At 43.0% G+C, this 21,312-nt stretch carries 21 protein-coding genes; 14 read left to right on the top strand and 7 right to left on the bottom strand.

Features of this window, described 5'->3' with window-relative positions:
• Positions 1–176 precede the first annotated feature (176 nt).
• The 3 genes from CHRO_RS18180 (at position 177) to CHRO_RS18170 (ending at position 4,570) form a co-directional block, all read left to right on the top strand.
• Complete coding sequence (locus CHRO_RS18180) at positions 177–2,849, top strand: TonB-dependent siderophore receptor (RefSeq protein WP_015155698.1); 2,673 nt, start codon at positions 177–179, stop codon at positions 2,847–2,849.
• A 96-nt stretch (positions 2,850–2,945) separates the two neighbouring features.
• The gene (locus CHRO_RS18175) at positions 2,946–3,932 is read left to right on the top strand and encodes an iron-siderophore ABC transporter substrate-binding protein (RefSeq protein WP_015155697.1); all 987 of its coding nucleotides are present in this window, start codon (positions 2,946–2,948) and stop codon (positions 3,930–3,932) included.
• A gap of 254 nt (positions 3,933–4,186) precedes the next feature.
• The gene (locus CHRO_RS18170; RefSeq protein ID WP_015155696.1) at positions 4,187–4,570 is read left to right on the top strand and encodes a DUF1636 domain-containing protein; all 384 of its coding nucleotides are present in this window, start codon (positions 4,187–4,189) and stop codon (positions 4,568–4,570) included.
• Positions 4,571–4,590: 20 nt separating this feature from the next.
• Here CHRO_RS18170 and CHRO_RS18165 read toward each other — a convergent pair whose 3' ends face one another.
• The 4 genes from CHRO_RS18165 to CHRO_RS32495 all read right to left on the bottom strand — a co-directional run bounded on the left by CHRO_RS18165 (position 4,591) and on the right by CHRO_RS32495 (position 9,464).
• Complete coding sequence (locus CHRO_RS18165; protein WP_015155695.1) at positions 4,591–6,414, bottom strand: ATP-binding cassette domain-containing protein; 1,824 nt, start codon at positions 6,412–6,414, stop codon at positions 4,591–4,593.
• A 40-nt stretch (positions 6,415–6,454) separates the two neighbouring features.
• Positions 6,455–8,251, bottom strand: a complete 1,797-nt coding sequence (locus tag CHRO_RS18160) for an ABC transporter ATP-binding protein (protein ID WP_015155694.1) — start codon at positions 8,249–8,251, stop codon at positions 6,455–6,457.
• 307 nt (positions 8,252–8,558) lie between these two features.
• Complete coding sequence (locus CHRO_RS35080) at positions 8,559–8,981, bottom strand: transposase (protein ID WP_425394287.1); 423 nt, start codon at positions 8,979–8,981, stop codon at positions 8,559–8,561.
• A gap of 333 nt (positions 8,982–9,314) precedes the next feature.
• Complete coding sequence (locus CHRO_RS32495) at positions 9,315–9,464, bottom strand: hypothetical protein (RefSeq protein ID WP_158631805.1); 150 nt, start codon at positions 9,462–9,464, stop codon at positions 9,315–9,317.
• Between the two features lie 254 nt (positions 9,465–9,718).
• Here CHRO_RS32495 and CHRO_RS30650 point away from each other — a divergent pair, with 254 nt between their 5' ends.
• The 11 genes from CHRO_RS30650 to CHRO_RS18110 all read left to right on the top strand — a co-directional run bounded on the left by CHRO_RS30650 (position 9,719) and on the right by CHRO_RS18110 (position 19,090).
• The gene (locus tag CHRO_RS30650) at positions 9,719–9,895 is read left to right on the top strand and encodes a hypothetical protein (protein WP_015155693.1); all 177 of its coding nucleotides are present in this window, start codon (positions 9,719–9,721) and stop codon (positions 9,893–9,895) included.
• 26 nt (positions 9,896–9,921) lie between these two features.
• The gene (locus tag CHRO_RS18150; protein ID WP_015155692.1) at positions 9,922–10,179 is read left to right on the top strand and encodes a hypothetical protein; all 258 of its coding nucleotides are present in this window, start codon (positions 9,922–9,924) and stop codon (positions 10,177–10,179) included.
• 21 nt (positions 10,180–10,200) lie between these two features.
• Positions 10,201–10,626, top strand: a complete 426-nt coding sequence (locus tag CHRO_RS18145; protein ID WP_015155691.1) for a DUF1636 family protein — start codon at positions 10,201–10,203, stop codon at positions 10,624–10,626.
• Positions 10,580–11,617 (top strand): iron-siderophore ABC transporter substrate-binding protein, encoded by a 1,038-nt coding sequence (locus CHRO_RS18140; protein WP_219335948.1) that lies wholly within the window; start codon positions 10,580–10,582, stop codon positions 11,615–11,617. The genes CHRO_RS18145 and CHRO_RS18140 overlap by 47 nt, the downstream gene beginning before the upstream one ends.
• On the top strand, positions 11,601–11,780 hold the full coding sequence (locus CHRO_RS32490) for a hypothetical protein (protein ID WP_181824194.1): 180 nt from the start codon (positions 11,601–11,603) through the stop codon (positions 11,778–11,780). The genes CHRO_RS18140 and CHRO_RS32490 overlap by 17 nt, the downstream gene beginning before the upstream one ends.
• Before the next feature lie 108 nt (positions 11,781–11,888).
• A complete protein-coding gene (locus tag CHRO_RS18135; protein WP_015155689.1) occupies positions 11,889–12,920 on the top strand; it encodes a FecCD family ABC transporter permease in 1,032 nt (343 codons plus the stop codon).
• The gene (locus CHRO_RS18130; protein WP_015155688.1) at positions 12,917–13,957 is read left to right on the top strand and encodes a FecCD family ABC transporter permease; all 1,041 of its coding nucleotides are present in this window, start codon (positions 12,917–12,919) and stop codon (positions 13,955–13,957) included. The genes CHRO_RS18135 and CHRO_RS18130 overlap by 4 nt, the downstream gene beginning before the upstream one ends.
• A gap of 236 nt (positions 13,958–14,193) precedes the next feature.
• A complete protein-coding gene (locus tag CHRO_RS18125) occupies positions 14,194–14,388 on the top strand; it encodes a heavy-metal-associated domain-containing protein (RefSeq protein ID WP_015155687.1) in 195 nt (64 codons plus the stop codon).
• Between the two features lie 35 nt (positions 14,389–14,423).
• Complete coding sequence (locus CHRO_RS18120; protein ID WP_015155686.1) at positions 14,424–16,712, top strand: heavy metal translocating P-type ATPase; 2,289 nt, start codon at positions 14,424–14,426, stop codon at positions 16,710–16,712.
• Between the two features lie 198 nt (positions 16,713–16,910).
• Entirely contained in the window at positions 16,911–17,495 is a 585-nt protein-coding gene (locus tag CHRO_RS18115) for a cupredoxin domain-containing protein (protein WP_015155685.1), read from the top strand.
• 146 nt (positions 17,496–17,641) lie between these two features.
• Positions 17,642–19,090, top strand: coding sequence for an FAD-binding protein (locus tag CHRO_RS18110; protein WP_015155684.1), 1,449 nt, complete (start codon positions 17,642–17,644; stop codon positions 19,088–19,090).
• A 15-nt stretch (positions 19,091–19,105) separates the two neighbouring features.
• Here the strand turns inward: CHRO_RS18110 and CHRO_RS18105 are convergent, their stop codons facing one another.
• From CHRO_RS18105 to CHRO_RS18100, 3 genes are all read right to left on the bottom strand, one after another.
• Positions 19,106–20,203: a Get3/ArsA fold putative tail anchor-mediating ATPase NosAFP gene (locus CHRO_RS18105; protein WP_015155683.1), complete on the bottom strand. Its 1,098-nt coding sequence runs from the start codon at positions 20,201–20,203 to the stop codon at positions 19,106–19,108.
• A gap of 250 nt (positions 20,204–20,453) precedes the next feature.
• On the bottom strand, positions 20,454–20,600 hold the full coding sequence (locus CHRO_RS30645; RefSeq protein ID WP_015155682.1) for a DUF454 family protein: 147 nt from the start codon (positions 20,598–20,600) through the stop codon (positions 20,454–20,456).
• A 351-nt stretch (positions 20,601–20,951) separates the two neighbouring features.
• Positions 20,952–21,173 (bottom strand): hypothetical protein, encoded by a 222-nt coding sequence (locus CHRO_RS18100; RefSeq protein ID WP_015155681.1) that lies wholly within the window; start codon positions 21,171–21,173, stop codon positions 20,952–20,954.
• Positions 21,174–21,312 lie beyond the last annotated feature (139 nt).

The following is a 21,312-nucleotide window of genomic DNA, read 5'->3' as shown; positions in this document are numbered from 1 at the left end:
TACGTAAGTACAATAACTTAATCTTAGCTAATTGACATAACTATGCAAAAATATGTATATGTTAACTAATTTTTGATAAACTAATAATCTAATCTGAATAGGACTGGTGCTAATAAATTTTAATAAGCATCTGCATCAGGGTGTTAACAGCTTTTTAACCATGTGTGAGGAAATAAATGAAACTAGTGCTGTTGCTTAAAAGCTTAATATTTACAGGCTCATTTGCTTTATTGTTAGCAACTCCCGCTTTAAGTCAAGAACTACAACATTCTAAAAAGCAGCAAGAAACAACTTTTACCGATCGAAATGCGACTTATAAAAAAACTAAAACTCAACCTCATAGACTGGCAAGAAAGACATCACAACACAGCGGCAAAAATATTCAAAAGCTAGCTCAAGCAACGGAAGTTGTACAAGTTACCGGAGTCAAACTCAAGCAACTCGATAAGCAACTTGAGATAATTTTAGAATCACCTCAAAGCGAACAGTTGAAACCTCTCAACAAAAGTGAGGGGAATAATTTTATTGTAGATATTCCCAATGCTCAATTACGTCTATCGACTGGTAACGCATTCACTCAAGAAAAACCATTTACAGGAATTACAGCAGTTTCCGTAACAAACTTAGATGCGAATACAGTTCGGGTAACGGTGACAGGTGAAGCAAGTGCGCCAACTGTAGAGTTGTTTGATGATAATGAAAGTTTAATTTTTGGGGTGACACCAACTACATCCGCTAGTCAGACACCACCAGCAGAACAACGTTCTAGTGAGGCTCGTTCAGAAGAATCCACAGCTAAGACACCTGAAGATGAAGAACCTATTGAGATAGTTGTAAGAGGTGAACAAGATACATATCGTGTGCCAGAAGCATCAGGGGCTACTAGAACCGATACCCCAGTTCGTGACATTCCCCAGTCAATTCAGGTAATCCCAAGACAAGTTCTAGAAGACCAACAAGTCATTCGGCTCACAGACGCAATTCGTAACGTTAGTGGTGTTGTAGAAGGCGATACTTTTGGTGGAACAAATGACAATGTAAATATTAGAGGTTTTGATTTTAATTCTACTTTTCGTGATGGTTTAAGGGAGGTCGGCTTTGCATTGCGAGAACTTGCCGATATTGAGCAGATAGAAGTTGTTAAAGGTCCAGCTTCTGTATTATATGGAAATGCTGAACCAGGAGGAATCATTAATTTAGTTACGAAAAAACCTCTGAATATCCCTTATTATTCGGCTGATTTCTCAGCAGGCAACTTCGATTACTACCGTTCTGCTATTGATTTATCTGGACCTCTCGACGATCGAGATGAAATATTACTGTATAGACTGAATGCTGCTTATGAGAATGCTGGTAGCTTCAGGGATTTTGTCAATAGTGAGCGATTCTTTGTCGGACCAGTGTTTGAGTTTAAACTGGGCGATCGCACTAACATATTGTTTAATGTTAGTTATGTCAACGACGAGCGCACATTTGACCAGGGCATAGTTGCTTTTGGTCAAGGAATTGCTGACATTCCCTATAGTAGATTCTTGGGCGAACCAGGAGATGAACGTACAACACAAGAGGTAAATATTGGTTATCGCCTAGAACATCGCTTCAACGACAACTTAACCCTCCGCAATGCCTTTCGCTACACTTCACAAGATACTGCTGATTACCGCGCCCAGCCTCTAGAGGTGGACGAAGAAACTGGCGAATTAACACGCAACTTCCGTTCCAATGATGATTACCGTGAAGCCTACTTGCTTCAAACGGATCTTGTTGGTGAGTTTGCGACGGGTTCAATCGAACACACACTCTTGTTTGGGCTTGAACTCGCTCGGCAAAAGAGCAATGGTTCACAGAGCCGACTACCTGAAGGGCTAACTCCATCTATCAATATTTTCGACCCAGTTTACAACGTTATTCCTAGACCTGCGCTTTCTGAACTCACCGATGTAGTTCGAGATGGTAAGGATAAGGTTGATACACTAGGTATTTATTTACAAGATCAGATAGCACTTTCAAACAATTTCAAGTTACTGCTGGGTGGTCGTTTTGACATTCTCGATCGAGACGTGTTCGATCGCCTTTCAGATACTCGTACTCTTCAGTATGACGAAGCGTTCAGCCCTCGAATTGGTGTTGTTTACCAGCCAATTGAACCCATTTCACTTTATGCCAGTTATAGTCGCTCGTTTGCCCCGAATTCTGCCCAACGTGCTGATTCTACGTTTTTGCCACCTGAGCGCGGAACTCAGTATGAAGTGGGGATCAAAGCAGATTTTAATGAAAAATTTGCAGCGACTTTAGCAGCTTATCAAATTACTAAAACAAATATTGCTACACCCGATCCAAATGACCCTGATGGTTTTAGCATTCCTATTGGAGAGCAGAGAAGCCGAGGAATTGAACTAGATGTAACTGGTGAAATTTTGCCTGGATGGAATATCATCGCTGCTTACGGTTATACCGATGCTGAAATCACAGAAAGTAGTGATTCTCCTGATGCTCCTATAGTGGGTTCTAGAGTCCCCAAAGTACCCGAACACAAAGCAAGCCTATGGACAACTTATCAATTGCTCCGAGGTGATTTGGAAGGTTTAGGTTTTGGCTTGGGACTATATTACCTTTCAGATAGAGTAGGTGGTGACATTCCTACCCTCACATCTGATGATACTTTCACATTACCTAGTTATCTGCGAACTGATGCTACAATTTATTACAAGCGTGATAACTGGAGAGCCGCAATTAATTTTGAAAACATCTTTGGTGTCAGGTATATTGAGTCATTTAACTTTGGCAGAAACACAGTTATTCCCGGCGCACCGTTCACGGTGGTAGGGACACTTTCGATTGAATTTTAGTCAACATTATAGGAGCCACTACGTTTGTTGCCATACTTATAGCTGCGTAGTGGCTTTCTATTGCTGAGTAAGTGGCGTGAAGGTGGAGAATACAGTATGAAAATCAAGAGTCCCATCAAATTGCTTTTGCTAGGGATTGTTACTATTGTTTTACTTTGGGTAAGTCATAAGTATTTGTTCCCACAGCAACTTCAAGGTGATAGGACTTCACCCACTTCTCAATTACCAGTAGCTACAAAAGTAGTCAAACACGCTTTGGGTGAAACAAGAATTCCTATCAAGCCACAGCGAATAATTGTATTAAATGATATTGGTCTTTTAGACCCCGTGCTATCTCTGGGTATCAAACCAATTGGTACAGTAAGTTTTTTTCCAGAATACGACTTTTTATTCCGTGGTGTAACCAATGATGAAGCGGCTGGGATCGAAATAGTAGGTGTGGGAAATCAGCCTAATTTGGAAAGAGTTCTCATGCTCAAACCCGATTTAATTTTGATGCGTGAATACCAGAAAAGCGCCTACAAACAATTATCAGCGATCGCACCTACAGTTGTTGTAGATTTGCCAGGTCTGAATTATTCTTTTAAAGAAAATCTTCGCTTTATTGCTCAAGTGTTAGGTGAGAGTGAAAAGGCAGAACAAGTCATCGCTCAATACTACGAACGAGTCAAAAAGTTACAAAATTTAATAGGCGAGCGTCTCAAAGATATAGAAGTATCAGTGATTAATCTTTTTGAAGGAAGTCTCATCGCTACATATTCAGATAATGAAACTTATAATCAAGTTTTCCAAGACATTGGTATCAAACTTATACCTACGCTAGCAAATCAAAAAGAAGGGACTTTAGTAGCAAGTATCGAGCTATTAAACAAGTATGATGCTGATGTTTTATTTGTCATGAATGATAATCAGCAATTGCTCCAGGATTTTTTTCATAATCCTCTTTTAACTACACTCAAAGCAGCAAAAAATAATCAAGTGTATGCAGTCCAAATAGATAGATGGTGGACATTCGGATTTTTTGGAGTCAATAAGCTACTTGATGATTTGTTTAAATATCTGGTTCAGTCATACTCTTCGTGAAAGTACAATACCCCAAAACCGATGAAAGATTGTAATAAATTTATTTATCTCAGTAAATTACTTGGAAAAGATTGTTAGTTATTAAGGTTTACTTAGTTCCAGACTATTAAATTGGGGGTGGTGTTTTAGTAGCAAATGCAATTATTGATGATTTATTTAAGTATCTCATAAAGCAACCATAAGATTTCTCAAGAAATATTTATACCAATTTATCGTTAAATAATTTCTATTTACTTTTTACAAAGGAACTGACTATGACACTTCATACCTTATTTGTTTGTACATCGTGCAGTGCTGTTTTTTCTCACGACGAAGCAGACGATCGCGCTGAAGGAAACCAATTATTTCTAAAGTTGCTAGAAGCTCAAAAAAATAATTCTACTTACAACACGCTCAATATTCAGTCTGATAGCTGTTTGTGGACTTGCAAACGCTCTTGTGTTGTTACCTTTGTTTGTCCGCAAAAACATACATACCATTTTGTCGATCTGACTGAAGATTGTACAACTGATTTGTTACAATTCAGCCAGCTTTATGAAGCAAGTCAAGACGGATATGTTTTACCTGGTAAACTACCGGGAAAACTGCGATCCCATCTACTAGCACGTATCCCTCCTACACCTGAGACAAGAGCTTAGTTTAAGGAAAGCAAAGAGGGTCAAAAATTTAAATCTTGACCTTTCTTATCAAAAATTTCATCTAACTTTCCTTGTGCTGCTATTGCCCCTGATTTCATAACAATGATTTGGTCGGCGCGGCTTAAAACAGAACGCCGATGGGAAATCACAAGACAAGTTGGTATCCAATTGTCTTCGCTTCTATTATTAAATATTCGTAACCATAAAGCTAATTCTGTCTCTACATCCAAAGCACTAGAAAGGTCATCAAAAACTAGCAATTCTGGTTGACGAATAAACATTCGGGCAGCTGCTAAACGTTGCAATTGTCCTCCCGATAACCTAACTCCTTTTGCTCCTACTAAAGTTTCCATTTTGGCGTTCATAGTGGCTAAATCTTGTTCAAATACAGCCATTTTTAGTGCCTTTTCGATTTCATCATCATCTTTTTCTAACCCCAGTAAAATATTTTCTCTCAGTGTATAACTAAAAAGTTGGGGAATTTGAGGAGTATAAGCACTACGAGGTGGTACAAAGAAATTAGCAGGGTCTTCTACTAGCCGTCCGTTCCAATAAATAGCACCTGATTGCTTGGGTAATAATCCTAATAACACTCGTAGCAGGGTAGTTTTACCTGAACCAATGCGACCAGTAATCACAGTCAAACTACCGCGCTGTAGCTGAAAGCTGATGTCTGTTATTCCTTGGTTAGTATCGGGATAGTGATAAGTGAGGTTAGATAGAGTTAATGATTTTAAGCGATCGCTTTCTTTTATTTGTGGTTGTTCTAATGGTGGAAGTGGTGGTTTGCGACCGCGCAGGTTATTCAGATAAAGTGGCTTTTTAGCCACTAAAGTATCTGCGGTCACACCAGAAAGCAAAGCCGTCATCCTTTCAAAGGAGACTTCGGTTTGCTTGTACAATGCCATGAATCTCCCTAAAGAATTGAAAAAGCCGGTGATAAAGGAAAGATTATAAATAAACAGAGCAAAGTCGCCTACAGTCAAATTACTACTTTGACGCTGAATTAACACAGAAGCTAGCAGCAAAATTAACCCTGTCCCTAAATTCGTCATATTTTGAAATACTGAATCTAACAGGGAATTTAATAAGCTATCTCTCACCATCACTTGGTGGCGTTTGTCGTTGAGAGTGCGAAAGTGATGCAGCACATCTTGTTCTGCACCAGCAACTTTAATTGCTTGCACTGAACTAAACATTTCGCCTAAAATTCCTGTCACTTTTTCTGTGGCTTCGCGGCTAGCTTTACGGTATCGTTTGATGTAAGTTTCTGCTTTTTGAATAATCGCGATCGTGCCAACCAAAGGCAGAAAAACAAACAAGGTCATCTGGACATTAACACTTAATAAAATTACTAGACAAAGAACAGTGAATAATCCTTCCCCAAGCAGTTCTGATACCCATGCCACACTATCTTCTATTTGCTCGGCATCATCACGAAAATAACTAATAATTTCACCTTGAGATACAGCTTTTTCCACGTCACTGTTAACAATTACAGGTTGAGCAGTAGGATTGTTTAACAGACGTTCTAATAAGTTACGCCGCAGCAAGGAACTCATGGTAAAACGGTGCTGAGTTTTAGTTATGCGCCCTGCAAATATGGTTCCAATATGTCCTAAGCTTAAAGCAAGCAACAACAAAATCCAAACTAAAGGTGTTAACCCAAATTGTGCTTTACCTGTTAGGCTATCAAAGAATTCCCGAATAATTAACCCAGGAATTGCAGGCAAACCCATAATTAAAATCCATAAAAGACTATCAGTTGTGTACAGTTTAGGTTGATAGCAAATTAAGTTCCATAATAATTTCCAGCTTTGAATTTTTTTAGGCGCTAACAACATATTAATTATTAATTACAATACAAGCGTTAAGCGACGAGAATTAAACTAATAAATTTGTTAAACCAGTCTTAAGTAATTGAGCAAAGCGTGAATGAGAATCTTGCATTAATTCTTCTCGTAATCCATACTCGCTGACCCGACCTTTATCTAAAATCAGAATTTGATTTGCTCTTTGCACAGTTGCTAATCGGTGAGCAATAATGATGCCGGTATGCCCAATCAATAGCTGATCTATAGCTTTTTCAATGAGTTTTTCTGTTGTAGGATCGAGCCGTGAGGATGCTTCATCTAGAATTACTAGACCAGGATCTTTGAGAAAAACACGGGCAAATGCTAACAATTGCGCCTGTCCTGCTGATAAGCCACTATTATCAGGACCCAATTGGGTATCTAAGTCTTTGGGTAATGAATGTAGCCATCCAGATAATCCCAGCATCTTCAAAGTTTCATATATGCGCTCGTCGCTGATATTTTCGTTAAAAAAGGTGAGGTTGTTGCGGACTGTGGTTTGGAATAACTGTACATTCTGAGTTACTAATCCGACGTGCTTTGATAAGTTTGTTAAGGGAGTTTGATTGATGGGTACATTTCCCAACCTAATTGAGCCTGATTGTGCGTCATATAACCTCAGTAATAAGCGTGCTAATGTCGTTTTACCGCTACCTGTACGTCCTAACAGTCCCAAGACATGACCAGGCGGTAAATGGAAAGATATATCTTGCAGGATCAATTCTGGTTTTATATCTGGCTTTTTGATGCGTAGACTCGTAGAGGCTTGTCCTTGGACATCGCTATAGCTAAATGAGACATTAGTCAAAGTAACAGAGAGTGCGCCACTAGGAAGTTGCTCTTTGCCTCCAGCATTCAGTTGCGATCGCACTTGAAATAAGTCTTGAATACGATAAATGCTAGCTTCCGCTTGTTGAAGGTCTTCTAACTGATTGCGAATTTGCTCAATTGGTTCGCTCAGAAGTGTAGTATAGTAAAAAAATACGTATGCAGTTCCGATAGTGATCGCTTTTTGATTCCAAAGGTAAAGAGCTAAAGCTAAAGCGATGACATAGCCTAGTGTGAATATACCATTAGTAGTAGTCCAGAGGATAGTATCAGCAAAACGCGCTTTGTGATAGGTAGGCAACCAGCGTTGTAAAATTTTATAGAAGCGGTACATAACATAATTTTTGGCACCATTTGCTCTGATGTCTTCAATGCTTGTTAGTTGCTCACCCAAAAACCCAAAGAACTCTGCATTGATTTGGCGATATTTTCCCCAATAAGGAACGGCAATGGAACGCAGACTAATGAGAGTTGATAATGCGATGAGGGCGAAAAATGAAATAGCCATGCCAGCCCGCCAATCTTCGACGAACATCACCACAATCACACCCAAGATCAGCAGCAAACTGCCTAAGATATAAACGCTAAATTTTGAGAAAAACTGAGAAAGATTGTGAATATCACCATCAACTCGTTCTACTAATTCACCTGGCGTAGTAATCTTGTGAAAAGATAAATCGAGTTTGAGACAATGCTCAACTAAATCGGCACGTAAAGCGTTAGTAGCAGTCCAAGCAACATTCTCGCCATAGTATGTAGCCGCAATTGACATTAATTGCTTCGCTAAAGCTACACCAATAAATAGAAATGCGGCGATAAATAAGCTCTGCGCTGAACCGCCTGCTACAGCTGTATCAATAAAATTACGTAAAATTTGCGGGTTGAGCAGTTGTAAACCGATACTAGCGAGTAGAGCGATCGCAAACTTGGCAACGCGTCCTTTCTGAGGCTTGAGGTAGTCTATCAATAAATTGCCAAACTGTTTTAGACCAATTTTCATAACGTCGCTAAATTTTAACCAGGACTATTGTGTAAGTTGCCATCCTATCAGAAGTAATTGAGAAAATTATGCAAAAATAGTATACTATATAAATTGGGGAAAAGTGAGATACGTGCAAAATAGGACACAATGTAAAGTTGTGTTAAGCAGGATGCTAGAAAACCAGTTAGACAAAGCACTTCAATTGTCTAAAACCAAAAATACATCATCGTTCAAAGCCTGCGGCACTACCTCCAAGTCAACTAACTTGGGGTCTTCGCAGCTTTTGGTGAAGCAGGACAACCTAAAAAAAGTGTTTGAGAGCGGCTCAATGAGCCAGGATGAAACGTTTGCTGAGTAATTCTAATCTAGCTCGTCCATACATCTGTCGCTTGAGCATCTTCAAGCGATTGTTCAATCCCTCAACTGCACCATTACTCACGCTCGACATCATGCTCGCCTTAACCGCAACATAGTCCTCTAACAACCCTTGTGCAAACTGCTCGAAAGGTTTTAATGAACTCTGCATCGCCTGCATCAACCACTTGTCAAATCCATCAGCTCTCTGCTGAGGTAGTAGTAGCAAGAATTCATCGGCTAACTCAACTGCTAGTGCCAAGTCTGGATACTCTGCCACGATCTGCTCCAGCAGTTTGGTATCCTCGCTCTTACGATTCTCTCGCCGCTTGACGATCGAATAACTCGCTCGACGAGCCGTCAAAGGCGGGGACTGTGGATCGATGACTTTCACTGTTGCTTGAACAGAATGCCCCTGTTTGACGGGCAGACCCTGAGAGGAACGTAATTGACTGATGTAGCGAGTCAATGTTCGCTCACGACCATTGTATCCCTGCTGTTGTAGCAAGCTCACCAGCAGTTTCGGCTGCCGGATGCCCCCATTCCACTGCTCTAGGAGAAGCTGTTTGTCAGGGTCAAGAACACTTGTGCCAAACGATTTGCGTCGAGGTGGAGTTTCTGGCAGTCGCGGCAGAGTTAGGAAGCGTAGTACAGTCCGAACGCTGACACCCACCGCTTGGGCAATGGCGATTTGAGACCACTGTTGTTGGTGCAGTGACTGGATCTGCTACTGTTGCTCGATTCGGTGTTGATGAGCAGCTGGGGTTCGCACTTGAGCCTTCGCCGTTGCGGTTGGCTTAGGACTCACAACAGCTGTCTGTGTTGCAGCTAAAGCCTGACGCTGATGAGTGCACAATTGCTTTGAGCTGGGCATCATAGCTGCTGAGTACCTTTTCTAAAGTCTCAGTCAAGTTTTGCACTAGATCAAACCGGTCCGCTACTTGTAATGCTTCTGGCGCTCCTTGTGTCATGCCACTTTTATCTGCGGTAGAGCGATCTCTTGAGAGCACTTCTACTGCAGGATGTTGAGTTAATACCAATTTACTCTTTTGTCGTAGTCAAAGAGTAAATTGGTATAAGTTTAGTCGTGAGAAAATCGGCGGTCATTTTCTCTGGCTGGGAGTCAGTTTTGTGGGTGGATTTATCTTGTTTGAAGGCTTAGTTCTCCTGACTGGAATTCTCCCAGGAATTTCTCACGATCTCACTCCACTACTGCTAGCACGCCTGCTAATTAGGGAAAGTATCTGGATAGTTCCTCTAGCATTGGCACATATGTTTCTGGTGGGGCGATCGCAAATAACACGCTGATTATTGATTTCGCACCTCTGCGAACAATGAATTTATTCTCCAAATCTAACGCTAGAGCAGAACCAGAGAGAGTCCAACAAATAAAAACTTGGATTTACGAGCTATTGCAACTCGATCTAGATACTCCTATTTCTATTATTCAATTACGCTGCAACGAACCTGGCTGTCCGCTACTGGAAACAGCGATCGCCGTGATGACCGTTCCTACCAAAACCTACAAAATTCATAAATCAATTGCCGAAATAGCATTTACAGATATTGCTCGCACTCTTCAACAAAAGTAATGGGAATCGAGTCAATTTTTTATGATTAAACACGCTTTATTTGTCTGTAAATCTTGCATGTATTCTCTTCATCAACGAGAATATATGGGCAAGCGAGGAGGCTGGTATTTGCTCGATCGATTGCTATCTCTGTCGGAAAGTTGGCAATTGCGAGCGTCATTTGTCATTCAACCAGTAGAATGCCTGAGCGCGTGTAAACGTCCTTGTGCTGTAGCTTTAGCTGCACCGCATAAAACAACTCTCATGTTTGGTGACTTGCCACCTTTAGAAAGCGCAGCAGCCGTATTGCAACTAGCATCACAATACTACAACAGTACTGATGGCATCGTTCCGCGCCAGGAAAGACCGGTATTTAACGTGGATTACTTTGAAAACTCTTTTGGTAGATTACGTGTTTCCTATGGTGCGCCATTTACAGTACAAGGAACTATTTCATGGGAGTTTTAACAAGTTGAGATTAATAAAAGTGTTCTGGCATAAGTTGACTTATTTATTACTTTTAGGATTCTCAACGTTTATATTTGCCACAGCTTGTAGTGTGGGCATAAATAACCATGCTACAAGTTTGTTGCAACCCCTGAAAGACTGTCGATTGATACAGCACGTAGTGGGAAAAACTTGTATTCCTAAAAATCCTAATCGCATTATTACAGTCTCTCAATTTACCTTGGGTAATCTTCTTGTCTTGGGTCTTTATCCCATTGCTGGTGCTTCAGCCTTGACTGATTTAAATGGTTTTCCTAGCTACTTAGAAACTTACACAAAAAACGTAGTAATGTTGGGCAACCAATATCAGCCTAGTATAGAGAAAATAGCTTTGTTGCAACCCGATCTAATCTTAGGTTGGGAACCTATTCGCAAAATTTATCCTTTGCTTTCTCAAATTAGTCCAACAGCTCTTGTCACTTGGAAAGGTACATCCTCTTGGAAAGAACACTTTCAATTCCTAGCTCAAGCATTAGGGAAAGAAGAAGAATATCAAAAAGCTTGGAGACACTATTTTCAAAGAATTAAGAAATTAAAAATAGCTTTAAACGACCGATATAAAGACAAGAAAATATCTATTGTTTCTTTTAGTAGCAGCTACGGAATTATAAGTTGGGTTAAAAGTTCATTTCCTGGTTCACTTCTGAATGATATTGGATTGCAACAACCAAAAGCACAAGATGTTATCTTACCTCGTGGCGATCGCATTTATGGTATTTCAGAGGAAAGGCTACAAGAAGTAGATGGCGACATTCTCTTCATCTTAACTCTGAGAGAGCGTGACAGTAAAAAGTTGGAACAACTGCAAAACAAGCCACTTTGGAAAACGCTCAAAGCTGTCCGAAAAGGGCAAGTATACACTGTAGACGTGTTAACCTGGCTTGGATCGAACCTGCTAGCTGCCGATGCAGTAATTGACGACCTATATAAATATCTTGTCAACAAACCATAAATCCATTTGTCTGCAAATAGGAGCGATCGTTCCTTTGAGGGATCGTCAGAAAATCAAACCGCGCAGGAATTGTCAAATTATCGAGCAGGGTAAACACGAAGACTTACTAGCACGGAATGGCATTTATGCTAGTCTTTGGCGGATGCGATTTGGCAACAATTAACCATCGCTCGGTCATTTACCTGTAGAATTATTGTCAATAGTTGGCAACTAGCGTTCAAATTCTGGCTCGATAAGTAAAACTACGCATTCCCAATGACAAAAATTGACAATGTCAAAAGCGATCGCCAGCTCACCTAGAGGAGCGAACAAGCCCAAACTATCGCCCTTAGTTGGTCTAATCGTCGGGCTAGTCATCTTGCTCGTTTGCTTTTTGTACAGCATCAGTTTAGGCGCAGCAGAAATACCTCTAGCTCAGATTTTGGCATCTTTTACTGCTTTTGATGGTTCCTACAATCACTTAATCGTCCAAACTGTACGATTACCGCGATCGCTCATTGCTCTACTTGTCGGTTCTTCCCTAGCAGTAGCGGGAGCGTTAATGCAAGGCTTGACGCGCAACCCTTTGGCAGATCCAGGAATTTTAGGGATTGAGTCGGGAGCAGCACTAGCTGTAGTGGCGACAATTTTTCTGCTTGGCAGTTCTAGCTTGAGCGTTTTAACTCTTGCTGCCATGCTAGGTGCAGCAGCCACGGCAATTTTAGTCTACTTTCTCGGTTCTCTGGGACGGGGAGGAGCTACGCCACTGAATTTGACAGTAGCAGGTGCGGCGCTGACGGCTTTGATTTCTTCCCTCACCACGGCGATTCTGATAGTTAGCCAACAAACCCTAGAAGAAATTAGATTTTGGCTAGCTGGTTCGCTGGCAGGACGCGATACTGAGATTCTATGGCAAGTATTACCTTTTCTTGGAGTGGGTTTAATCGTCGCATTTGCTTTGGGTAGACAAATTACGACAATGAGCCTGGGTGAAGATGTGGCAAAAGGCTTAGGTCAACAGACTGCTTGGGTCAAGATTGTTACGGCGATCGGCGTGGTTTTACTGGCAGGAAGCTCGGTGGCGCTAGCCGGACCAATTGGCTTTATCGGCTTAGTCGTTCCTCACATGGTGAGATTTTTTATTCCCACCGATTACCGTTGGATTTTACTTTATGCAGCAGTTGCAGGGGCAACTTTACTCTTGGTGGCAGATGTAGCAGCGCGTGTCTTACTCAAGCCGCAAGAATTACCCGTAGGGGTGATGACAGCAGTAGTTGGCGCTCCCTTTTTTGTCTACTTGGCTAAGTCAAAGGTGAAAAAATGAAGTTGGATTGGCTAGTCATCCGCTCGCAGTCGCTCTCCTTTCGACTCGATCGCCGCGTTCCACCAGTGCTACTGTGTTTAGGGGCGATCGCCTTGGTGGGGATGGTGATAAATGTAGGACGGGGTGAATATCCGATCGCGCCGTTAGATATCGTTAAAACTCTGTTGGGTTTGGATACGGGAAACCCAGACCATAATTTCGTCATTAACGTCCTACGTCTACCCCGCACGCTGGTTGCTTTGATGGTAGGTGTAGCATTTGCCATTTCCGGCACGATCTTTCAAAGTTTGACCCGCAATCCTTTGGCTGACCCTAGTATTATTGGCATCAATGCAGGGGCAAGTCTGGCAGCCGTGACGGTTATTGTCCTATTTCCGGCAGCACCCATTTACACCTTGCCCTTATCAGCTTTTGCCGGTGCTTTACTAATGGCTGTTTTAATTTACTCGCTGGCTTGGAACAACGGTAGTTCGCCGATTCTGTTAATTTTAATCGGCGTTGGTTTATCGGCGATCGCTGGTGCTTTTACTAGTTTGCTGATTACGTTTGGGCAAATTGATGACGTGAGTAGTGCTTTAGTTTGGTTGGCTGGCAGCGTCTACGGACGAACTTGGGAACAAGTCTTTTCTTTCTTGCCTTGGTTAATTATTTTCGTACCGCTAGCGTTGACAAATTCCAGACATTTGAATGCATTGAACTTGGGAGATGATGTTGCCAAAGGTTTAGGTAGTCGCGTGGAATGGCAGCGCGGAATGCTGGTGTTAGTCGGTGTAGCCTTAGCGGGTGCAGGAGTCGCCACTGCTGGCACGATTGGCTTTGTTGGTTTAATCGCACCTCATTTAGGTAGACAGTTGGTAGGGACAAACCATCAAGGGTTAATTCCAACTGCGGCATTGTTAGGAGGAGCGATCGTCATTTTGGCAGATTTGCTCGGACGAACTTTGTTTGCACCGCTCGAACTTCCTTGTGGAGTGGTGACTGCTGCTATCGGCGCTCCTTATTTTCTCTATTTATTAATTCGCCATCGTCAAAAATAAAGCTGATGAAAGGCAGGAGTTACGCATTTGGTGCGGGGTGGCTTAAAGGATAGCTTTTTAAAAATGTCGCTTTATGGTGATGCGGTGAGTGCCGCAGCAAAGAAAGACACTGATATGAGTTGATACTTACCTCAATTCATACCTCATATTATGCAACGCCGAAATTTTTCTCCCCTTGACTCTCTAGTTAACTAGAGAATTCACAATAGATTTAGTCACGTTATGGAGTTGAGCAAATGTTAATCCAGCTCAAAGTTCCCAAACTCGCTTGCGCTGCTTGTGTCGATACTGTAACTCAAGCAGTGAAGAAGGTGGATGCAACGGCAAAAGTAGAAGCCGATCCGAAAACAAAAATGGTTAGTATCGAGACGCAGCGATCGGCGGCAGAAATTGAAAATGCGATCGCTGCTGTAGGCTATCCTGCGGCTTAAGCAGCAATTGGTTACCAATAAAAAGTAATCGCCATATGGATAACATCACGCTGAAACTAAAAGGCATGAGTTGTGCCTCTTGTGCTAACAACATTGAAGCCGCGATTCGCTCTGTTCCTGGGGTGAGTCATGCCAGCGTTAACTTTGGTGCAGAACAAGCTACAGTTACTTACGATCCCGACAAAACAGATGTGGCGACACTGCAAAATGCGGTTGACGCAGCCGGATATTCCGCTCAGCCGATGCAAGAAGATGTGTTGGCAGCAGATGACGATGCCGAACGTCGGACGCGGCAGGTAGAAAATCGCGACTTGACTCGTAAGGTTTGGATTAGCGGGATTATTAGTGCAGTGCTGGTCATTGGGTCGTTGCCTGCTATGACGGGGTTATCTATCCCCTTCATCCCTATGTGGCTGCACAATCCCTGGCTGCAACTGATCCTCACGGCTCCAGTGCAGTTCTGGTGTGGTGCATCCTTTTATGTCAATGCCTGGAAAGCTTTCAAGCGCCATACAGCCACGATGGATACTCTAGTGGCGATCGGTACGGGTGCGGCTTACTTATATTCCCTGTTTCCCACCTTCTTTCCTGGGTGGTTTATCGCTCAGGGTTTGAACCCAGACGTTTACTACGAAGCCGCCGCTGTCATCATTACCTTAATCTTGCTGGGAAAACTTCTAGAGAATCGCGCTAAGGGACAAACCTCAGAAGCAATTCGCAAACTAATTGGCTTACAGGCAAAAACAGCGCGTGTCATTCGCAACGATCGCGAGGTGGATATTCCGATTGCCCAAGTCATAGTGGGGGATATCATCCTAGTTCGTCCTGGGGAAAAGATTCCCGTGGATGGAGAAATCGTTGATGGCTCCTCCACGATTGATGAGTCAATGGTGACGGGTGAAAGCTTGCCTGTGAAAAAGCAGCCTGGAGATGAAGCGATTGGGGCTACGATCAATAAAACTGGCAGCTTTAAATTTCGGGCGACACGAGTTGGTAAAGATACATTTTTGGCGCAAATTGTCAAGCTCGTACAGCAAGCTCAGGGTTCTAAAGCACCGATTCAACGGTTGGCAGACCAAGTGACGGGATGGTTTGTACCTGCGGTCATCGCGATCGCGATCGCTACCTTTGTCATCTGGTTTAACATCATGGGTAACCTGACGATGGCATTGATTACCACCGTTGGAGTGTTGATTATCGCCTGCCCCTGCGCTTTGGGTTTAGCTACACCAACCTCAATTATGGTAGGAACAGGTAAAGGTGCGGAAAATGGCATTCTGATTAAAGGTGCAGAAAGCCTGGAACTAGCGCACAAACTGCAAGCGATCGTGCTTGACAAAACGGGTACGATTACGCAAGGTAAGCCAACTGTCACCGATTTTGTCACGGTGAACGGTACGGCACATAGCAACGAGCTAAAACTCTTGCGCCTAGCTGCTGCTGTCGAACGCAATTCAGAACATCCTTTGGCTGAAGCGGTGGTGCAATACGCCTCTTCTCAAGGAGTAGAATTGACTGACGCACGAGAATTTGCAGCGGTTGCAGGTAGTGGCGTGCAAGGATACGTAGGCGATCGCCTCGTACAAATTGGCACGCAGCGCTGGATGCAAGAATTGGGAATTAACACTAGCCAATTACAGCCACAGTGGGATCGACTGGAGTATCTCGGTAAAACAGTCATTTGGATTGCTGTAGACGGCACAGTCCAAGCCATTATGGGAATTGCGGATGCCGTCAAACCATCTTCTGCTGCTGCTGTACGCACTATGCAACAGATGGGATTAGAGGTAATAATGCTGACTGGTGACAACCGCCGCACGGCGGAAGTTATTGCGCGGGAAGTCGGGATTAACCGAATCATGGCAGAAGTTCGTCCCGATCGAAAGGCTGAGGTTGTTAAGTCTCTGCAATTAGAGCAGCAGGGGAGCAAAAAACGATTCACGACTCCCAAAATTGTCGCAATGGTTGGCGATGGGATTAACGATGCACCAGCCTTGGCGCAGGCGGATGTGGGAATTGCTATTGGTACGGGAACGGATGTGGCGATCGCCGCTAGCGATATTACGTTGATTTCCGGCGACTTACAAGGTATTGTGACGGCAATTCAACTCTCGCGTGCCACGATTCGTAATATCAGACAAAATCTGTTTTTTGCTTTCATCTACAACGTGGCTGGCATTCCAATCGCCGCAGGTATTCTCTTTCCTTTCTTTGGTTGGTTGCTCAGTCCGATTATTGCAGGTGCGGCAATGGCATTTAGTTCTGTTTCAGTGGTGACAAATGCACTGCGTCTGCGTAACTTCCATCCGAAAACTGCGCGCTAAATTTATGATGCTGAAGAAAGTGACATTCTTTGCGGACGTTATACCATTTCACTCAAGCTATGTTAGAGACGATTTTCTATAGCCCCCCTTGAAAAGGGGGGTTGGGGGGATCTTTCTGCCGTAGTCAAAAAGTCAATTGGTATTAGCAGGATTTAGATTTTTGTTAGGAGCCAGGAGCAGTTTTATAGGAGGTTTTCAATGGTCAGCAAAACTGCGATCGTAGGTGGTATTGCGAGTATAGGATTGGCATTAGGCATTGCTTCGGGACAAGCAGTGGCACAAATGTCTCATGAAGGGATGCAACGCTCCGAAATAGAGCAGAAGGGTCAGTTCCACCGGATCGAACAACCGCTATGGTTGAAAGGAGCCGTTACGGTTAGTGGTTTGGGATTAATTGGACTAGAACTGTGGTGGTTTTTGCTCAGCAAGCCTAAGTCACACAAAGCCAAGACGAGTCAAGGGATTCAGGCAGTCGAGATTGCTGTTGATGGTGGGTACGAACCCAGTCGAGTTGTGGTAAAAGCAGGTCAAAGAGTCCGACTCAACTTCCACCGTACAGATCCTAGCAGTTGCCTCGAAGAAATTCGATTTCCTGACTTTCATATCGCCCAGAATCTCCCCCTCAACCAAGTCACACCCATCGAGTTCACGCCGGACAAACCAGGGACTTATACTTTCACCTGTGGCATGAATATGTTTCGAGGAGTCATCGAAGTTCAACCTGCCGATTCTACTTTTGTTGCCAGCTTAACGCCTGTTGCCCCATCTACTACTGTCAAATAACTGCTTTGAACGGCTCGAACTCATCATGCATTAGTCCGACACAAATTTTATTGCTTTCAATGAGAAATACTATCATTTAAGTTTGAAGAAGTTCTAATTGAGCAAAAGAATTTCGGTCTGTCAAACGCTAGTTCAGGGGATGCTGGATGAAGAATGCTTCACGCCGTCAAGTTTTGCAAGGTGCGATCGCCAGTGCGATTATTATTGGGTTCAATCCTGCCATGCGATCGTGGGTCACATCCGCCAGTGCTGCATCTGAGTTTGAATCTCTGCCACCCCTGGACGGTATACTTTACACCGATTCTGCCACCCGCAATGCTGCCGCTGATGATTTCAGTCATCTGGTGCGTCGTTATCCAAGTGCTGTACTCAAACCAGGTTCGGTTGAGGACATCGTGAGAATTGTCCGGTTTGCTCGCAGCCACAAGCTGAAAGTTGCTGCACGCGGTCAAGCGCACTCCACTTACGGTCAACCGCTCATAGAGGCGGGGATAGTTATTGATATGAGTTCGCTCGATACGATTCATACTATTAATGCAGAGGGGGCAGAAGTAGATGCAGGCGTATTATGGAGCCAACTGCTCCTGGCATCGTTAGAGCGACAACTGACACCCCCCGTCTTGACAGATTACATCGAGCTATCCGTGGGTGGCACTTTAGCCGTTGGTGGGATCGGTGGCAGGAGTCATCGTTATGGCGTGCAGGTGGATAACGTCCTATCCCTTCAAGTCGTCACGGGTGCGGGCAACCTAGAAACTTGTTCTCGCTCCCAAAATCGCGATTTGTTTGAAGCAGTGCTGGCAGGGTTGGGTCAATGTGGCATTATCGTCAGGGCAACAGTTCGCCTGATTCCGTCTGCCCAAAATAGCCGTGTATTTCGCTTGTTTTACAACGATCTGGCTGCTTTGACGCACGACCAGCGCTGGCTAATTGCCCAAAAACGATTTGACTACGTAGAAGGTCAAGTCGTACCCGATGCTAGTGGTGGATGGCGTTATATGTTGGAGGCAGCTAGCTTTTATACACCGCCAGATGAACCAGACAATAGCAGTTTACTTGCTGGGTTAAGTTACACTCAGGGTACTCAACAGATTGAAGATAAGTCTTACTTTGATTTTGCCAATCGGTTGGCTCCAACTGTTGCTTTTTTAAAGGAGAGTGGAGTATGGTTTTATCCGCATCCTTGGTTAGATTTATTCGTACCAGGAACCGCAGTTAACGGCTTTGTCGGCAAGATCGTTTCTAACTTAACTTTAGCAGATACGGGTCAGGGTCCAGTACTGCTGTATCCCGTGGCAACAGACCGCTTGAGGCTACCGCTGTTTCGGGTTCCTGATGAAGAGGTTGTGTTTCTATTTGCGATTCTACGCACTGCACCACCCAATGCTAGCGCGATCGCCAAAATGCTAGCTGATAACCGCACGTTTTTCGAGCGCAACCGCGACACTGGTGGATATCGCTACCCGATTGATGCCGTTCCATTTTCTCAAGCCGATTGGAGACAGCACTTTTATCCAGTATGGGGTAGGCTAGTCAGCGCCAAGCGCCGCTACGATCCCGACAATCTGCTAACACCCAGCCAGGGGATTTTCTAGCACAACGAATCGCGCTTAAAAAGAAATTACTAAATACGGTTCCTCAAATTTACCAGATTGTACAGATTTTCCTTTCAACTCTGGTGGTAAAACAATCTGTCGCCTTTGGTCGCCAGCTTCAATAACTATTTCTGCACCTGACTGCGTTAACTTAACTTGTTTTTTATGAAATCCTGGTAAAAAAACGTGAACTTGGCGCTGAACGAGATCGATTTTGAGTGGCGGTGTCACGGAAATAGTAGCGTTAAAATCTGGCAATTCTTGAATAATTGCCTCCCAATTCCTCTCCTGCAAAGTAGAGATATGATGGACAGCTAATGGGGTAAAAGCCGACTGTATAGCTTCTCTACTCAAATCTCGATCTTGATACGCTAAAACACCACTGACAGTGAGGTTAATTTGTTGGGCGCTGCCCCAGCACCAGCGAGTATCGGCGATCGCTTCTGGTGTATCGTTAGTCACGAGATAGGCTGTTAACTGACCTGCATCGTTAACCACTGCCACTCCTTGCTCGATCCAATGCTGAATTTGAGCCAGTCCTTCTTGCATTTTCTGGCGATCGATATTAGCGTGAAGAATTGCCGCAGCCAATGGACCACCAATTGAATTAGCAATCTCGCTAATATCTAGATCTGCAAATATTTGGTGAAAGCGCCGAAAATACCAATCTAAAGCACTAGGAATCCCTAGCATACGCAGTATCTCTAAATTTTCTCGATCGCTATAAATAATGACATCATAGCTACCACTTTGATAGTATTGTCGTAGGGCATTGAAAGTTAAAAAACTATCAAATCCAGGCAGTATAATCAATTCGGCAGGATAGATTTGTTCGGAAAAAGAATCTGGTAAATAGGTAGAAACAAGTTTTTTGACTTCATCCCAAGCCTGTTCTAACAGTACAGTTGTTTGTAACTGTACGACTTGCAGATGACTCTCAACGCTTTGAGGATGCGTACTTAAAGAAGTTTCTAAAAGTAGCTCCGTACTGGGATTAATATAGGTAGCCAATAAAACTCTTTTACCTTGTCGGGCAAACCATTTTGCAGTAGCAATTGCTAGCGTTGTCCGTTCTCTAGATCCATCGCCCAGAAATGTAATTATTCTGCTCATTGAATCAATCCCGTTGCTAATAGGGAATTGTAGGGGCGAGTCTACCAAAAAATTGCTAGGTGCAGGTATTCTAGTTAAATTCGCCCTTCCGAAATGAGGGATTTACAAGAGTGCATCGAGCGAAAGCTTCACAGCAAATAAGTAACTTAGTTCAACCCTCCCCTACAAAAATAGGATGAGAGATAACTGATAACTTCGTACAGATGTTACATGTAACGTCTCTACGCTGACAACTGACAACTGACTCAATTTACTGTTCGATCGCGCCGAAGCAAGCTGCTGCTACTAATAAGAAGGGAGTACCAGGAATCAAAGGTAATAAAACACCAATGACACCTATACCCGCGCAGAGTGTACCCGCAGCAATTAAAGCTGCATTCTTGATTTGCTTGAGCATATTGACTTGAGTGATATCTTGATAGTTTTCAGTCTAGTAATCTTCAGTTTTGTAGTTTTTACACTACCATGTAATAGTTACTACTGTGCATCAAAATTGCAGATGATAGCAACAATCTTTACTCTTCTTAGCATTTCACCTCTTATGTTTGCTCTACAAAGTTTTGCTTTTAGTAAGTGCTAACTGCTAGCAGTCTTTTTTCTGAAAAGAACAGGAAACAAAAGACAGAATAATTTGTAATTCCAACCCTCAACAGAGTCATAAAATGCTCATAAGACTGTCATTAGTTTATCTCACATGGCAAATGACCAATAACAAGATTGGTCTTTCACAAATGATAAATGATAATTATCAATGCTGTTCGTAACAGTGAAAGTGAGTTGAATTGTTTTGGCGATCGAGATCGCTGCTAGTTACTTGCGTATCCGTCGTAAAAAAGGCACTAAGAATTGTTTCTAGTCCTTCACTATAGTCTACTTCCCGATCTAAACAAAACTGCTTAAAGCGGCGTGCTACATCTTTTCGCACATGACCCCTGATTTGCACGTAGTTCCGATCGTCTTTTTTTCCCACAGCTCTTCTCAATCAGATTATAATTTTTGCCAAGCGCTGAAATCTAGCCAAATTTAATGTCTATGCGTACCTGAGCCAGCTATTAAATTAAACCAATGGTTTGCATATAAAAATACCATCTCCTAAGCATTAAAGGTTA

This window comes from Chroococcidiopsis thermalis PCC 7203 (assembly GCF_000317125.1).
In the GTDB taxonomy this organism is placed as follows: Bacteria; Cyanobacteriota; Cyanobacteriia; order Cyanobacteriales; family Chroococcidiopsidaceae; genus Chroococcidiopsis; species Chroococcidiopsis thermalis.
The sequence above is the reverse complement of the archived record's forward strand: the minus strand, read 5'-3'. Positions and strand labels throughout refer to the sequence as shown.

Bases quoted from the DNA above. Each gene is read 5' to 3' on its own strand.
- CHRO_RS18140 (WP_219335948.1), top strand. From the start codon at position 10,580: ATGGTGCGCCATTTACAGTACAAGGAACTATTTCATGGGAGTTTTAAC.
- CHRO_RS18110 (WP_015155684.1), top strand. From the start codon at position 17,642: ATGAAGAATGCTTCACGCCGTCAAGTTTTGCAAGGTGCGATCGCCAGT.
- CHRO_RS18160 (WP_015155694.1), bottom strand. From the start codon at position 8,251: ATGAAAATTGGTCTAAAACAGTTTGGCAATTTATTGATAGACTACCTC.
- CHRO_RS18120 (WP_015155686.1), top strand. From the start codon at position 14,424: ATGGATAACATCACGCTGAAACTAAAAGGCATGAGTTGTGCCTCTTGT.
- CHRO_RS18165 (WP_015155695.1), bottom strand. From the start codon at position 6,414: ATGTTGTTAGCGCCTAAAAAAATTCAAAGCTGGAAATTATTATGGAAC.
- CHRO_RS18170 (WP_015155696.1), top strand. From the start codon at position 4,187: ATGACACTTCATACCTTATTTGTTTGTACATCGTGCAGTGCTGTTTTT.
- CHRO_RS18105 (WP_015155683.1), bottom strand. From the start codon at position 20,203: ATGAGCAGAATAATTACATTTCTGGGCGATGGATCTAGAGAACGGACA.
- CHRO_RS18145 (WP_015155691.1), top strand. From the start codon at position 10,201: ATGATTAAACACGCTTTATTTGTCTGTAAATCTTGCATGTATTCTCTT.
- CHRO_RS32495 (WP_158631805.1), bottom strand. From the start codon at position 9,464: ATGATGCCCAGCTCAAAGCAATTGTGCACTCATCAGCGTCAGGCTTTA.
- CHRO_RS18180 (WP_015155698.1), top strand. From the start codon at position 177: ATGAAACTAGTGCTGTTGCTTAAAAGCTTAATATTTACAGGCTCATTT.
- CHRO_RS18135 (WP_015155689.1), top strand. From the start codon at position 11,889: ATGTCAAAAGCGATCGCCAGCTCACCTAGAGGAGCGAACAAGCCCAAA.
- CHRO_RS18130 (WP_015155688.1), top strand. From the start codon at position 12,917: ATGAAGTTGGATTGGCTAGTCATCCGCTCGCAGTCGCTCTCCTTTCGA.
- CHRO_RS18125 (WP_015155687.1), top strand. From the start codon at position 14,194: ATGTTAATCCAGCTCAAAGTTCCCAAACTCGCTTGCGCTGCTTGTGTC.
- CHRO_RS30645 (WP_015155682.1), bottom strand. From the start codon at position 20,600: ATGCTCAAGCAAATCAAGAATGCAGCTTTAATTGCTGCGGGTACACTC.
- CHRO_RS18150 (WP_015155692.1), top strand. From the start codon at position 9,922: ATGAATTTATTCTCCAAATCTAACGCTAGAGCAGAACCAGAGAGAGTC.
- CHRO_RS18175 (WP_015155697.1), top strand. From the start codon at position 2,946: ATGAAAATCAAGAGTCCCATCAAATTGCTTTTGCTAGGGATTGTTACT.
- CHRO_RS18115 (WP_015155685.1), top strand. From the start codon at position 16,911: ATGGTCAGCAAAACTGCGATCGTAGGTGGTATTGCGAGTATAGGATTG.